Consider the following 13,475-nt stretch of genomic DNA (forward strand, 5'->3'; position numbering starts at 1 on the left):
CAGTTGCTCTTATCAAAAGTGCATCCGACGCTTGCTGAGGCCGCCCGACAGGGCGGCCTCAGTCGTTGTTCGGCCTGGCGATGCTGGCGAAGGGTTCGTTGAGTTCGGCGCGGATCTGATCGGGATCGGGGCCGAGGAAGATCCCGGCGAAGATGGCGCGGTTGAGTTGCTTGCGCACTGTGACCGGCGCGTTCGAGTAGGTGTCGTGGACGTCTTGGAGCAGGTCGAGGGCGTCACGGACGCGTTGCTGGATCTCGGTGTTCTCCGACTCCAGCTTCGCCCTCTCCCGGCCGAGGTTCGCCAGTTCGGTGTTGAGCCGTCGCTGGTGGGTGAGGAACGCCTCACGGTCGATAGCGTCGGCATAGTGGGCCTCGAGCAGCTTGGCCTGGTTCGCCTCAACCGTGTGGGCCTCGACGGCGATCGCTGCGAGCCGCTGATCGTTGACTGCCTGTTGTCGGTGGAGTTTGGCCAGCACGGTCAGCTCGATGCGTTCGCGCCGGTCGGGGTTCATCTCGATCGTGCGGTAGAGGTCCTCGACCTGCTGCTCGACCTGGGCGATCGGCAGGGCTTTGCGTTGCTGCAGGTGGTGTCGCGGCGTCGGTGGCAGACGAAGTAGTCGTAGACGCGGCCGGTCTTGGTGCGGGTGTGCTGCACGATCAGCCGCCTGCCGCACTCGACGCAGAACACCGTCCCCTTGAGGTAATGATCGTGAGCCCGCGAGCGTTCCCCGTTGCGGCGGCTGGTCAAGATGTCCTGCACGGTCGCCCAGGTGACCGGGTCGATGAGCGGCTCGTGCCGGCCTGGATGCTCGATGCCGTTGTGGACGACGATGCCCTTGTAATACGGGCGCCGCAGAAGCCGGTGCAGCCCGTTCACGGTCAACGGCCCGGCAGGGGTGTTCGGCCCCGACCTGGTCGTCAGGCCACGGGCCTCTAGCTCCGCGGCGAGGCGGGTGACGCTCCAGCCGCCGGTGGCATAGGCGTGGAACGCCCAGATGACGTGCTCGGCGCGTTCCGGGTCGATCGTGATGGTGCGGACCTCGCGGCCGTCGTCGAACCGACGCTCGTTGAGGTAGCCGAGCGGTGCCCGCCCCGGCGTTCCCCCGTGAATGGCTTTCTGTCGCATTCCCTTCGTCACCTCGGTGGCGAGGTTCTGGGAGTAGAACTCCGCGATGGAAGCCATGATCCCATGCAGCAGTCTCCCGCTCGGGGTCGTGCTGATCGCCTCCGTCGTGGACACCAGGTAGGCGCCGGTGTTCTGGATGGTCCTGGTGATCGCGGCGTCGTCGGCGCGGTTGCGGGCGAGGCGGTCGATCTTGTGTACGATCACGAAGTCCACCGGCCGGTCCTGGATGTACTCCAGCATCCGCCGCAGTTCCGGGCGTTCCAGCGACCTGCCCGAGCGGCCACGTTCGACGAACTCCGCGACCACGAGAGCGCCCATGTCCAACGCTCGCCGCCGGTTCGCCTCCCGCTGCGCTGGGATCGACAACCCCTCCGGCTCAGAGCCGCGGCGGGCCTGATCGAGGGTGGAGACACGGACATAGGACACGGCCCGAAGCGGAGACAACGGACTCTCTGTGGTTGTAGTAGTCACGCCTCCAACGCTTCGGGACGCGGACACGGACGCGCGCTATATGCGAGGCTGGGTGTCACCGTGGCTGAACACGGGGGTCAAGGTAGGAGGCCACCAGCGCTATCTGCTGGTCGAGGTCCGCTTCAGAGACCGCCTCCAGCCGCTCCTTGCGACGCCAGGCCGCCCACTTGGCCTGACCGACCTGCCCATAGCCGACCACGTGCGGTGCGACGGGTTCGAGGGCGACGCCGCGGTAGCGGGCCACTGCTCACGCGGAGCGGAGCAGTTCATCGGCGTCGATGCCTTGTCGGGCGAGTTGGACGATGTCGACGTAGTCGCGCCACCGGGTGCTGGTGATTCCCCGCTCCAGGATGGTGACGCCCTTCTCGGCGATCGTGGTCTCGGGCGCGTAGCCGAGCAGCAGGATCGGGTCGCCCAGGATACGGTCGATGCGCACGCGGCGAGGCGCGGGCACGATCGGATCTCCGGTGGAGACATCCCACGCGGTGGTGCCCTTCCACGGCCCGATCGACACGCCGACTCGAACCCGGGATCCTGGGTAGTCGGCTTGCTCGCGGATCTCCTGCACGCTGATCGAGCCGAGATCGAACACCACCCCGTCATCGATCTCGACGGCGGCGATGTCGTGAACCACTGCGATGAGGTGATCGGTTGTGACGTCGGTTCCGACGGGGTTAGCATCGGCGTCTTTCGTCGGGCGCCGCACGCCGTAGGCGGCCAGCAGGATCCCGCCCTTGAGGACGAAGTCCTCGGCATGGGCGGTGCGGGTGAGCCGATCCAGGAACGACTCCAGCGTGTGCCGGATCAGATACTCCTGCGTCGGCGCACCCGTCCCGGTATTCGCGGCTGCCGAGCGTGCCGCAGACTGGATGCGGCGGAACACCTCATCGCACACGCTCACGCCAGCGCCTCCAACGCCTGCAGGACCGGGGACTTCGCCCGAGGGAGACGAGAGGCGATCTCCATCAACCGAGCAGGCTTCCCGCCGCGGCGCAGCCACTCCTTCAACGACTCCCGCGCCAGCTCGTACCCGACCTCGCCACGCAACCGGAACGCGTCGGCGATCGAGCGTTCGGGCGAGTAGATCCCGATGGTCTGATCCGTGCCCGGAATCGGGATCTCCTCACGGCCGATGTCAAACGTGGCCCGGTCGAACTGATGCCAAGCGATAGCGCCATCGCTCGCCGGTGTGCGCGACCCGCGCGGGATCGCGACATCCAACGCGGCGGGGATCACATCAGTCAGATCCTGATGAGCGAGCGCCGACGTCAAACAGATCGTCGCATCCGGGCGACGAGTCGCGGCCTCGATCCAGTCCCAGTCCGCCGCATCCGCATCCGCCGGCAGGTATATGCCCCGCGCGACCCGCTCCAGCCGCCCCTCGCGCGCCGCACGATACAGCCCGCTGCGCGACATGCCGGCCTCCTCGGCCGAGCCCGGCCTCAACGTCGCCATCGCCGCCACCCTCCATCTGATACAAACCGTATACACGTAAGCATAGCTGATGACGAATTGCGCCAACCCGAGTGGCCAAGAGGCAGCACGCCTGCATACTGCTACCCCCAGCATGTCGTCCACGCGACCGATGGCAGAAGGTCGGTGAGGTGTTTGCCTGCCGCGCGAAGGGCTCATGACGCACCTGCTCATGCCCCCGACCGCGTGTCGAATGCGACTGTCGGTGCCTCCTATGGGATGCTTGTGCCTCGACCTAGAGTCATGGAGGCGTAGAGCATGGTCCCGATCAAGACGTCCGTTGAGGACATCGAGAAGATTCTCAACTACCTCGCAAAGCAGATCGGTTTCACGGCAATCACGAAGGTCGAGAGTACGTTGGGGTCACTCGACGGTCGGAAGCTCGGCGCAATGGTGGAGTTCGGCTTAGTCACTCGTGACGGTGCCAACATCAAGATCACGGATCGTGGGTCGAAGTTCGCGTCGGGAGACCAGGCTGGCGCACTCAAGGAGACCGTTGGTGGAGTCGCGCTCTATCACGCGACGCTTGAGTGGGTCCATTATGGGAGTCGGAGCGAGGTGACGGCTACCGAGATCGGCCAGTACTGGGAGACGAAGCACTCCGCCACGATTGGAGGCGTGAAGGGCGACACGCTCAAGAACGGAGCCGTCTGCTTCGGTCGGATTGTTCAAGGCGCAGGCCTTGGCGCACTGACTATCGGTCGCGGGGGCAACGAAACTCGAATTGCTTTCGACCTTTCCGTTGTCGACTCGGTGCTTCATTCCACATCAGCAGCGGCGGCAGTTCCCGAAGGAGAAGAGCCGACAGCACCTCCGGTGTCAGCGCCACCTTCTGGTTCGGAGGCCGCGGCACCCGCGGCCGAAGCGGTTCCCCAGATCCGAGACGTGGCCGTATCAGCCAGCCCCAGCGTGCACGTTAATGTTGAAATCCACATCGCAGCGGACGCCAGGGCCGACACGGTGCGCGAAATATTCAAGAACATGGCGCGGTACGTGCTGAACAAGCCCGTAAACGATGACGACGACTGAGGACGCGATCGCCCAGATTCAGCGGTTGGGCGAGTTCCAGGAAACGCACAGACTACCCGTCACCAACATCGCTAAGCAGGCCCCCGCCGCCGCGCTGCACTCGCTCCGAGATGCCGCCGCGCTTGCACCGGCGACCTACGAGGCATATCTGAAAGAAGCGATCGACTGCTACGAGAACGGCGCGTATCGCGGCGCCGTACTGATGGTCTGGTCAGCAACGGTGGAGCACATCTACTCTGCGATCGCGAGCCAGCGGTCGGGGTTCAAGACGCTTGAGAAGCACAATGCTGCCCGCTTCGGGCAGTCCAGTGCGTACAAGAAAGTAAAGAAGAAGGACGACCTACTCTACTTGAGCGACCAAAACTTCTTTCAAATATGCGAGGACGCGGGCGTCTTCAACAAGAACGCCCGCAAGTTGTTGACTGAGAAGCTGGACACGCGCAATCGCTGTGGCCATCCGACAGGGTACGTAATCGGTCGCGAGGAAGCCGTAGTCTTCATCGAGAGCCTCATCCTAAACATCATCAACGGCCCGATGATGAACTGGAAGTAGCGCCAGCAGGCCACCGGGGCATCGCGGACGCAAGGGCGACTCGCTGTTGTGGATCCAGACGATCTTGCACATCGGCGCGTACCTGACAATAATCCGCGCAGAGCGCCTGGCGAAATACCTGCGCGAAACTAACCTGACCGTCCCTGCTGTGATGTAGCGATTCGGCTGGCACTTCCGCAGTCATGTCGCCAGGCTCTTCTGCCAATAGGTCGGCGTCACACCTGGCCCGCTACGCAGGATGCGCGTCAGCGTGCCGTGAGTCCTCGCGGACGGCTCAGCACTCTCATCGCAGGGAGTCGTTCGTGTGCGTCCACACAGTCATCCGATGGATACCGAACCGCCGCGAGATCGAGACCACGCTTTCGCCGTTCGCTCGGGCAGTTCTAATAGCGTCCACTTCGCTGTCCGTCAGTGGTGTTCTAGCTCGTCTCTTAGGGTTCGCCACGACTCCGGGGTCGTCCTCGACGGCACCTTGCGGCTCGTCGCCAACAGCGAGTTTCGCCTGATCCCACGCGGTACCGAGCCGCTCGAACCTCTGCCAGGTGTTCGGTTTGAGTCCGCCCGCGTCCACCACATTGAGGTAGACGAGAACGAGGGCCGCGCCGGAAGGCGGACCCTCGTTCTTTTGTGGTTGGGGTTTGCCTCAGCGAGCACCCTTTTCCGCATCGGCCGCGGCCCGGCCCAGGAGCTCGTCGAGCCACGTGAGCGCGGTCTGATGGGCACGGATCCCGTAGTCCAGCGTCGCGCGCCCGTAGCGAGCCACATCGCCCAATTCGGCCGGCACTTCAGACGTGGCGACTTGCGATTCCACGACCTCGAGGGTCGCGGCTTCTGCGGCCACAGTGGTTCGCAGTTGTTCGAGGGCCGTGAGCCGGTCGGTAGCGTCGAGCAGGCCCAAGAAGTAGACCCGCGAAAGGACGGCCGTGTCCATGTCGGCGCGCTCCGGGGGAGACAAGATCCATTCCTGGAAGGCTGCCTGTCCGGCATCGGTGATGCCGTACGTCTTTCGCCGACGTCCCTCGACATCCTGGGACACGATCTCCACCTCTCCACGCCGTAACAGGCCTTCCAGGGCGCGCTTGATGCTGCCTGCGCTGGCGGAGTAGAACAGTGAGATCCCTTCCTCGAAAGCCTTGAGCAGGTCGTACAGGCTCATGGGCCGTAGGAGCAGCAGTCCGAGGATCACGTGTGCCATGTAAGCAACCCTAGTCCTTGTATCTCATAGGTATGTTTGATAGACCTATCTATGAGGCACATGGAGCCGCGCGGGTCATGACATCGGGAGGGGATGGACAAGAACGTCGGCGGGTTGGTACCGGTGACGGTTGTGACGTTGGCAAGTGGGTGGCTCGGAGTGGGCCTCAATCGGCTGCTCGGAGTTCCGGATTCCATGGACAGCCCGGGAACTCTCTTGTGGCTGGTGACGCCGATGCTTCTCGTGCTGGGAATGTGCCTGGCGCACCGCGTCAAGGCGCCGGGGAGGTGGGCTCCCCGCGTTGCCGAACCGTGGCCTTGGTACGTGGTTGCCCTGGTGATCTATCCCGTGGTGTGCCTGGTCAGCATCGCCGCCGGGGTGGTTACCGGCGGGGGATCCGTGGACACGCTTCGTTTCGGTGCGTTGGGTGTCGTGTTCGCATCCACGCTGGTTCCTCAACTTGTCAAGAACGTTTTCGAAGAAGCCGTGTGCCGGGGCTACTTCGTGGGTGGACTGGATGCGCGGCGTTGCGGCGATCCCGTCGTCTATCTCGTCTCGGGCGGCGTGTGGGGGCTGTGGCACCTGCCCTACTACCTGTACTTCCTGCCTGAGGAGCAGATCCGTTCCGTCATGGACGTCCCCAGGGGTCTGTTCGCCCTGGCTGCCTGCGCAGTGATGATGCTGTGGGGAGTGTTGTTCGCCGAACTGTTCCGACTGGCGCGGTCGATCTGGCCCTTGGTCCTGGCCCACGCCGTGGAGGATGCCACGGTCAATCCGCTCGTGTTCGACGGCCATTTGGAGATTCAACCGGGCTTCGAGTGGCTGATCTCGCCGATCGTGGGACTGCTGCCAGCAGTCATCCTCCTGGGGCTCGGGTTGTGGCTCAGGAGGATTCGCCGTGACCGAGGGCCTGCGCTTCGAGTGAGCCACCGGGCGTCGTCGTCACTTTGTCAGGGAAAAGGCCACTTCCAGTCGCTGGAAGTGGCCTTTTCCCTGACAAAGTGTGTCCAGACCTACCGGATCTCAGTCGATCGCCTGCCCCCGCTTCTCCGGCAGCAGGAAGGCCGCCAAAGCAGCGACGGCGAATGCCGCCGAGAACACTCCGAAGGTCAAGGTCAGGCCCCCGGAGGACACCAGGAACGGCACCAGCAACGGGGCAATGATCGAGGCAATGCGTCCCACACCAGCAGCGCTTCCGGTTCCGGTACCTCGGACCGACGTGGGATAGAGCTCCGGACCGATCGCGTACAGCGCGCCCCACGCGCCCAGGTTGAAGAACGACAGGGCACAGCCCGCGGCAATGATCGTCCCGGGGGAGCCGGCCAGTCCGAAGGCAATGGCAGCACCGGCGGAACCGGCCAGGAACAGCGCAAGGGTCATGCGTCGCCCGATGACCTCGATCAACCACGCGGCCACCGCGTAACCGGGCAACTGCGCCAACGTCATGATCAGCGTGAACTCGAAGGACCGCACCAAAGTGAACCCCTGGGCGGTCAGCAGGGACGGGATCCACGTGAAGGCCCCGTAGTAGGACAGGTTGATGCAGAACCACACCACCCACAGCGCGATCGTCCGGCGTCGTAGACCGGGGGAGAAGATCGTCTGATCCGTGTCCCGGATCGTCGTCGTTGCGCTGCCGCCTGACCTCGTGTGCTGATCGACGTCGTCGGAGTCCGGCTGCGCACCGGACGCCTGAGCAGCGTTCTCGAACTCCCGCACGATGGTTTCCGCCTGATCGTGGCGGCCCTTGGCCTCCAGGAAGCGGATGGACTCCGGGGTCTTCCACCGGATGATGAGCGACCACAACGCCGGTACGGCTCCGAGGGCCAGCGCCCAGCGCCAACCGTCCTCCGAACCGGCGACGACGAAGTAGCCGATCACCGCGGCGGCGATCCAGCCGAGCGCCCAGAACGCCTCCAACAGCACGACCACGCGGCCGCGGATATTCTTGGGCGCGAACTCGGACACCAAGGTCGAGGCAACGGGCAGCTCGGCGCCAAGACCCAGCCCCACCAGGAAGCGCAGGACCAACAGCGCGCCCACGGAGGTGACCAGTGCGGTGGCCCCCGTGGCCAATCCGTAGACCAGCAGGGTCAGGGCGAACACCGAACGGCGTCCGATGCGATCGGCGAGCAGTCCACCCAACGTTGCGCCCACTGCCATCCCCACGAAGCCCATCGAAATGATCCAGGACTTGGTCGTGTCATCCAGCGCCCACTGCTGCCCGAGCGCCGCGATCACGAAGGAAATGAGCCCCACGTCCATCGCGTCCAAGGCCCAGCCGACGCCGGAGGTCCCGAGGAGTCTGCGGTGCTTGCTGGTGAAGGGGAGGCGTTCGAGTCGTTCGGTGCGGGTCAGCATGTCGGATCCTGAGTGTCGTCGGGCGCGGAGGATGCGCGGGCAAGGGCGCCGTCGTCGGCGTAGGTCAAGGAGCTGTCGTAGCGATAGAGGCGCGGCGGGCGGAACGGGGTACCTTCCCGGTGCCGACCGGTGTCGATCAGTGCGGGGGAGGACCGGAACTGCCGGGCGAAGTTGGCCGGGTCCAGGGGATGGCCCACGATCGCTTCGTGCGCCTCCCTCAGCTCCGTGAGGGTGAAGGTCTCAGGCATGAACGAATGGGCGATACGGCTGTAGGCCACTTTCCTCCGCAGCCGGGCGACGGCGTAGTCCAGGATCTCCGCGTGGTCGAAGGCCAGGGAGGGTAGACCGTCTACCGGGAACCAGGCCACGCCCTTGGCCTCCTGGTCCGGGGTGCTGGACAGCGCCGCCCAGTAGACCACCGAGACCACGTGACCGTCCCCGCCGGAGCGCTCCGGATTGCCCCACGCGTAGAGCTGTTCCAAGTACGACGGCGTCAGACCGGTGGTGGCTTCGAGCGTGCTCAGCGCGGAGTCCGGGAGGTTCCGCCCCGGCGAAAGGGGACCACCGGGCAGTGCCCAGGTTCCCTTGTACGGTTCGCGTTCACGACGCACCAGCGGGACCCAGAGCGCGCGGTCCTTGAGCGCGAAGATCACCGTGGACACGGCAAGGGACACCGAGCCGTAGAAGTCCTGCGCAGCCATGGGGCCTCCTTGCACCACGGTTATGGTCTGAATGACCAGAAGTGATTCGAGACTACACCTTTGTGTCAAAATGACAAGAAGTGTGTGCGGCGAGTTCTCAGGAGACCGTGCGGCCGACGGCGCTCCCCCCGGCCCGCAGGCCGTTCATCTACGCTTGCGCAGCGCGGTTCCCATGCGTTCGAAAGCCTCCCGCAGGATGGACGACGACGTCCCGAAGTTCAGCCGGACGAAACCCTGCCCGCCCGAGCCGTACAGGGCGCCGTCGTTGAGCGCGACGCGTGCGTGGTCGAAGAAGAAGGCGGCAGGTCCGGTGAGACCGAATGGCTTGGAGGGAGCGTCCTCCGCAGGCGCTGGCAGGTCGAGTGCTGTGCCGTCCAGCCAGGCGAGATAAGTGGCCTGGGGCCGACTGACGGTCACTCCGGGCAGGTGTTCGTCCACCAGGGACAGCACCCGGTCACGGTTCTGCTCCAGGCCGGTCAGTAGGGCGTCCAGCCACGGCCCGCCGTGCTCCAGCGCTGCGCAGTGGGCGATGACCGCCACGTGACTGACTCCGGCGTTGACCGTCCACGGAATGCGACGCAGGTCCGCCGCAGCCTCGGGGCCGGCCGAGAGCACGGCGGACTTCAACCCCGCCAGGTTCCAGGCCTTGGAGGCAGAGAACACGGAGAACGCGTTCTCTGCTCCTGGGACGCTCAGGAAGGGGAGGAACTCGGTCCCGTCCAGGACCAGGGGTGAGTGGATCTCGTCGGCCACCACCCGCGCCCCGAGGTCCCGGGCCACGGCGGCCACCGCGGCCAGCTCGTCTCGGGTGTGAGCCACCCCGGTGGGGTTGTGCGGGTTGGCCAGGAGTAAGACGGGCTGCGGGGTGGTGGAACATGCCTGGGTCAGCACCGCGCGGATGGCTTCCGGATCGAGCCGACCCGTAGGGGTCAGGGGTGCTTCCAGAATCCGGCGGCCGGCCTGTCGCATGTACCCGTAGAACGGCGGATACACGGGGGAGCACACCACGACGGCGTCGTCCCGGTCCGTGAGAAGCTCCACGGCGGCAACCAGGCCGGTCATGACATCCGGAACCGTCACCATGCGCTCGGGGTCCAGGCCGCCCCACCCCCATCGATCGCTCGCGAACTGGCTGAGCACTCGCGGGTAGACGTCCCCGGACGGGTACCCCGTGTCTCCCAGGGACATCGCCGTGTGCACGGCCTGGATCACCGGCTCCGGCGGTACCACGTCCATCTCGGCCACCCACAGCGGAAGCATGTCCGCCGGGTAGTGCCGCCACTTCTCGCTGGTCCGCCGACGCAGCATGTCCAGGGTGAGGGTTTCCAGCGGGTTCGGTACCGAAGCGTCCATCACTCAAGCTTAGGCAGCAGACGACGGCGCGAGCTCCGGCGTCGTGCGTTTCTGTCGTGCGGTCAAGGTGCTGCCAATGCTGGCGATCATCACCAGGGCGACCGCCGCGAGTTTCCACGCGCTCGCGGTCTGGCCCAGGAGGAGCCAGCCGGCGAGTGTTGCCACCGCCGGTTCCAGGCTCAACAGGACGCCGAAGACCGGGCGAGGAAGCGTGCGGAGCGCGCTGAGTTCGAGCGCATACGGAATCAACGACGCAAGAACTCCCGTGCCGAGCGCGAGAACTAGCAGATGCGGGTCACCGACGATCTTGGGAAACTGGTTCACGCCGAAGGGCAGCAACAGGACGGCCGCAACCAGCAGTGCCACGGCCAGTCCGGCCGGCCCCGGGATGAGCTGCCCCACACGCGCGCTCGTCAGGATGTAGACGGCCCAGAAGGCTCCTGCGATCAGGACCAGGACGACGCCCACCGGATCCAGACCACCGGTGCCCAGAGCGGACTCCAATCCGAAAAGCGCCACGCCGACCAACGCGAGTCCCACCCACACCAGGTCCCGGGGGCGGAGGGACAGCACTGCGGCCAGGACCAAGGGACCCAGGAACTCGATGGACACCGCGGGTCCCAGTGGGATCCGGGACAGGGCCGCGTAGAAGAATCCGTTCATCAGGGCCAGCGCGACTCCAAAGCAGACGGTGGCGCTCCACTGCGGCCCGGTCCACCCGCGCACCTTGGGACGCACGATCAGCGCCAGCACAACGGCCGCGACGAGCAACCGGACGGATGTGGTGCCCCAGCTGCCCAGTACCGGAAAGAGCTGCATGGCCAACGCCGCCCCGGTCTGTAGTGAGACGCACGACGCCAGAACCAGAAGCACCGCGGTACCCCGCGAGCCCTGTCTCCCGTCGGTCGTGGAGCCCTCCCTGGAAATCGTGGGGCCGGAGGCTGCTTCAGGCGAAGGATTCCCGGCCTGGGCGACGACGGGGACGGGTGCGGTGGCGGTCATGGATTCAGCATTGCCGCCACCGTTTGATTAATCTAGCGAAAGATTCTTACGTCAGTGGTTTAGGAAAACTGCAACATGCTGAATGTCAACCGCCTGCGGATGCTGAGTGAACTGCACCGATACGGGACCATCTCACGTGTGGCGCAGGTGCTGTCCTATACCCCGTCCGCCGTGTCCCAGCAGTTGGCCCTGTTGGAACGCGAAGCGGGTGTAGCGCTGCTGGAACGTGTGGGGCGAGGTGTCCACCTGACGGATGCCGGGCGCGCCCTGGTTGGGCACGCCGATGCCGTCGTCGCCCGGTTGGAGCGGGCCGAATCAGAGCTGGCCGCTGCTGATCAGGAGGTCCGGGGAGTCCTGCGGGTGGCCTCCTTCCAGACCGTGGTCATGACCGTGGTTCCGCCGGCCCTGACGTTGCTGGCAGAGCGCCATCCGGAGCTCCGCGTGGAAATCACGCAGCGGGAACTGGACCCCGCCTACGACGGGCTGTTGTCCCACGAGTTCGACCTCATCGTGGGGGAGGAGCTCCCCGGGTTCCCCGTCTCCCCGCGGGCCGGTACGGACCGGGTGGAGCTGTTGCAGGACCCCCAAGTGCTGGCCTTGCCGGCGGAAGGACCGCTGGCGGCAAGGGTCCGGGACCTCTCCGACCTTGCTGCTGCCCCCTGGGCGCTGGACTCCTACGGGACGAAGATGGGCGTGTGGTCCCACTCGATGTGCCGTCGCGCCGGATTCGAACCTCGTACCGTCCTGCAATCCCCGGACCCGCTGCTGCAGATCCACATGGTCCGGGCGGGGCACGCAGCCGCCTTCGTCCACGGGCTCGTGGGTAGCCACTACACGGAGGGTACGGAACTGATCGGGCTGCCGGGACATCCGCACCGCAACATCTTCACCGCCACGCGCGAATCCCGCGCTGGGCTGCCGGGTGTGGTGGCCTTCCGGCGGGCGATGGCCGACGCCGTCGCCGACCCGGGCGGGGGCACCGGGGCGCCCGCGACCGTCGTCATGCCCACCGTCGCGTACGCGCTGGAGTCCGCGGAGCCCGCAACCAGATGAATCGACGGGAGAACGTGTCATGAGCGACGGGGGCATGGACGCTGAAGTGGTGATCGTCGGGGCCGGGCTGGCCGGAGCCGCGACGGCGTGGCGCTTGGCTCAGCGCGGAGTTGACGCCCTGGTGGTGGAGCGAACCCGCCCCGCGAATGCCGAGGGCAGTTCGCACGGCTCGGCGCGGATCTTCCGACTGGCCTATGACACGGAGCTCTACACACGCCTGGCCGTGACCGCCAGGGACGGGTGGGCGGAGCTGGAAGCACTGCACGGTGCCCCGCTCATCACCTGGACAGGAGCCCTGGACTTCGGGGACCAGCGTGAGATTCCCGCCGTGGCGACTTGCCTGCACCGCGCCGGCCAACCCCACGAGATCTTGTCCGCGGCCGAGGCGGCTCGACGGTGGCCACTGATCGATGTCCGTGGGCCAGCCCTCTGGCACGCCGGGGCGGGTGTCCTGGACGCCGAACGTGCGGTCGAGGCGATGCTGGGTGCTGCCCAGGCCGCCGGCGGGCGACTGGTCAACGACTGGCCGGTCGAGCAGATCGAACGCACAGGCTATGGCTTCCTGGTGAGGTCATCGGTGGGTGACACCGTGCAGGCGCGGCGGGTGGTGGTGGCCGCGGGGGCCTGGTTGCCGACGCTGCTTCCGCGGCTGCCCGTTCCGCGTTCGGCGTTTCCGACATTCGAGGTGCGGCAGGAGAACGCTTTCCACTTCCCGTACCGGGACACCCCGGTGGCGGAATCGTGGCCTACGCTGATCAACATGTCCCGAGAGATCGTGCTCTACGGCTTGCCTGGCGGGAGGGACGCGCTGCACAAGGGCCAGAAGATCGCCGAGTTCAACGGCGGCAAGAGACTGACTTCTGCCAACCAGAGCGACGGCGTCGTCGATCCGGTGAACCGTGAGCGGGTGGTGGACTTCGTCCGGCGTCGGATACCGGGGCTGATCCCCGAGCCCTACGCGGAGACCACGTGCCTGTTCACCAACACGCCCACCGAGGACTTCGTGATTGACACCTGGGACGGACTCACGGTGGTTTCGGCCTGCTCCGGTCACGGTGCCAAGTTCATGCCGGAGATCGGGCGGGTCGCCGCGGATCTTGCCACCGGAGCTGGAATATCGCCCCGACCATTTCGCATGTTCCCCGCGTAACAACGGGTC

14 protein-coding genes and 1 pseudogene are annotated in these 13,475 nt (G+C 65.9%); 5 read left to right on the plus strand and 10 right to left on the minus strand.

The features are described from left to right. Positions 1–58: 58 nt before the first annotated feature. The 5 genes from EDL96_RS02135 to EDL96_RS02150 all read right to left on the minus strand — a co-directional run bounded on the left by EDL96_RS02135 (position 59) and on the right by EDL96_RS02150 (position 3,051). Positions 59–511, minus strand: coding sequence for a hypothetical protein (locus EDL96_RS02135; RefSeq protein WP_123823964.1), 453 nt, complete (start codon positions 509–511; stop codon positions 59–61). Continuing rightward, positions 508–1,551 (minus strand): recombinase family protein, encoded by a 1,044-nt coding sequence (locus EDL96_RS02140; RefSeq protein ID WP_158609461.1) that lies wholly within the window; start codon positions 1,549–1,551, stop codon positions 508–510. The genes EDL96_RS02135 and EDL96_RS02140 overlap by 4 nt, the downstream gene beginning before the upstream one ends. Before the next feature lie 100 nt (positions 1,552–1,651). Continuing rightward, the gene (locus EDL96_RS13570) at positions 1,652–1,840 is read right to left on the minus strand and encodes a hypothetical protein (protein ID WP_233568615.1); all 189 of its coding nucleotides are present in this window, start codon (positions 1,838–1,840) and stop codon (positions 1,652–1,654) included. Between the two features lie 3 nt (positions 1,841–1,843). After that, positions 1,844–2,479, minus strand: a complete 636-nt coding sequence (locus EDL96_RS02145) for a nucleotidyl transferase AbiEii/AbiGii toxin family protein (protein ID WP_233568616.1) — start codon at positions 2,477–2,479, stop codon at positions 1,844–1,846. Between the two features lie 14 nt (positions 2,480–2,493). Then, on the minus strand, positions 2,494–3,051 hold the full coding sequence (locus EDL96_RS02150) for a type IV toxin-antitoxin system AbiEi family antitoxin domain-containing protein (protein ID WP_123823970.1): 558 nt from the start codon (positions 3,049–3,051) through the stop codon (positions 2,494–2,496). A 276-nt stretch (positions 3,052–3,327) separates the two neighbouring features. Between EDL96_RS02150 and EDL96_RS02155 the strand changes: the two genes are divergently transcribed. Together EDL96_RS02155 and EDL96_RS02160 are read left to right on the plus strand one after the other, a co-directional pair. Further along, positions 3,328–4,098 carry a hypothetical protein gene (locus EDL96_RS02155; RefSeq protein ID WP_123823974.1) on the plus strand — a complete coding sequence of 257 codons (771 nt, stop codon included), beginning with the start codon at positions 3,328–3,330 and terminating at the stop codon, positions 4,096–4,098. Then, positions 4,085–4,651, plus strand: coding sequence for a hypothetical protein (locus tag EDL96_RS02160; protein ID WP_123823977.1), 567 nt, complete (start codon positions 4,085–4,087; stop codon positions 4,649–4,651). The genes EDL96_RS02155 and EDL96_RS02160 overlap by 14 nt, the downstream gene beginning before the upstream one ends. A 643-nt stretch (positions 4,652–5,294) precedes the next feature. Here EDL96_RS02160 and EDL96_RS02165 read toward each other — a convergent pair. Then, positions 5,295–5,846, minus strand: coding sequence for a PadR family transcriptional regulator (locus EDL96_RS02165; protein ID WP_123823980.1), 552 nt, complete (start codon positions 5,844–5,846; stop codon positions 5,295–5,297). Positions 5,847–6,098: 252 nt separating this feature from the next. Here EDL96_RS02165 and EDL96_RS13990 point away from each other — a divergent pair. Beyond that, a pseudogene (locus EDL96_RS13990) lies at positions 6,099–6,599 on the plus strand (CPBP family intramembrane glutamic endopeptidase); the annotation flags it as partial. A 270-nt stretch (positions 6,600–6,869) separates the two neighbouring features. On the opposite strand, the gene EDL96_RS02175 reads toward EDL96_RS13990, so the two are convergent. The 4 genes from EDL96_RS02175 to EDL96_RS02190 all read right to left on the minus strand — a co-directional run bounded on the left by EDL96_RS02175 (position 6,870) and on the right by EDL96_RS02190 (position 11,263). Next, positions 6,870–8,207 (minus strand): MFS transporter, encoded by a 1,338-nt coding sequence (locus tag EDL96_RS02175; RefSeq protein ID WP_123823983.1) that lies wholly within the window; start codon positions 8,205–8,207, stop codon positions 6,870–6,872. Next, entirely contained in the window at positions 8,201–8,908 is a 708-nt protein-coding gene (locus tag EDL96_RS02180) for an NUDIX hydrolase (RefSeq protein ID WP_123823986.1), read from the minus strand. The genes EDL96_RS02175 and EDL96_RS02180 overlap by 7 nt, the downstream gene beginning before the upstream one ends. 144 nt (positions 8,909–9,052) lie before the next feature. Further along, positions 9,053–10,261, minus strand: coding sequence for a MalY/PatB family protein (locus tag EDL96_RS02185; RefSeq protein WP_123823989.1), 1,209 nt, complete (start codon positions 10,259–10,261; stop codon positions 9,053–9,055). 9 nt (positions 10,262–10,270) lie between these two features. Continuing rightward, entirely contained in the window at positions 10,271–11,263 is a 993-nt protein-coding gene (locus tag EDL96_RS02190) for an EamA family transporter (RefSeq protein ID WP_123823992.1), read from the minus strand. 75 nt (positions 11,264–11,338) lie between these two features. On the opposite strand from EDL96_RS02190, the gene EDL96_RS02195 reads away from it, so the two are divergent. Both EDL96_RS02195 and EDL96_RS02200 read left to right on the plus strand, forming a co-directional pair. After that, entirely contained in the window at positions 11,339–12,316 is a 978-nt protein-coding gene (locus tag EDL96_RS02195) for a LysR family transcriptional regulator (RefSeq protein ID WP_123823995.1), read from the plus strand. A gap of 19 nt (positions 12,317–12,335) precedes the next feature. Beyond that, a complete protein-coding gene (locus tag EDL96_RS02200; RefSeq protein WP_199732512.1) occupies positions 12,336–13,466 on the plus strand; it encodes an FAD-dependent oxidoreductase in 1,131 nt (376 codons plus the stop codon). The last annotated feature ends 9 nt before the right edge of the window (positions 13,467–13,475 follow it).

The organism is Kocuria soli, assembly GCF_003797835.1.
GTDB lineage: Bacteria > Actinomycetota > Actinomycetes > Actinomycetales > Micrococcaceae > Kocuria > Kocuria soli.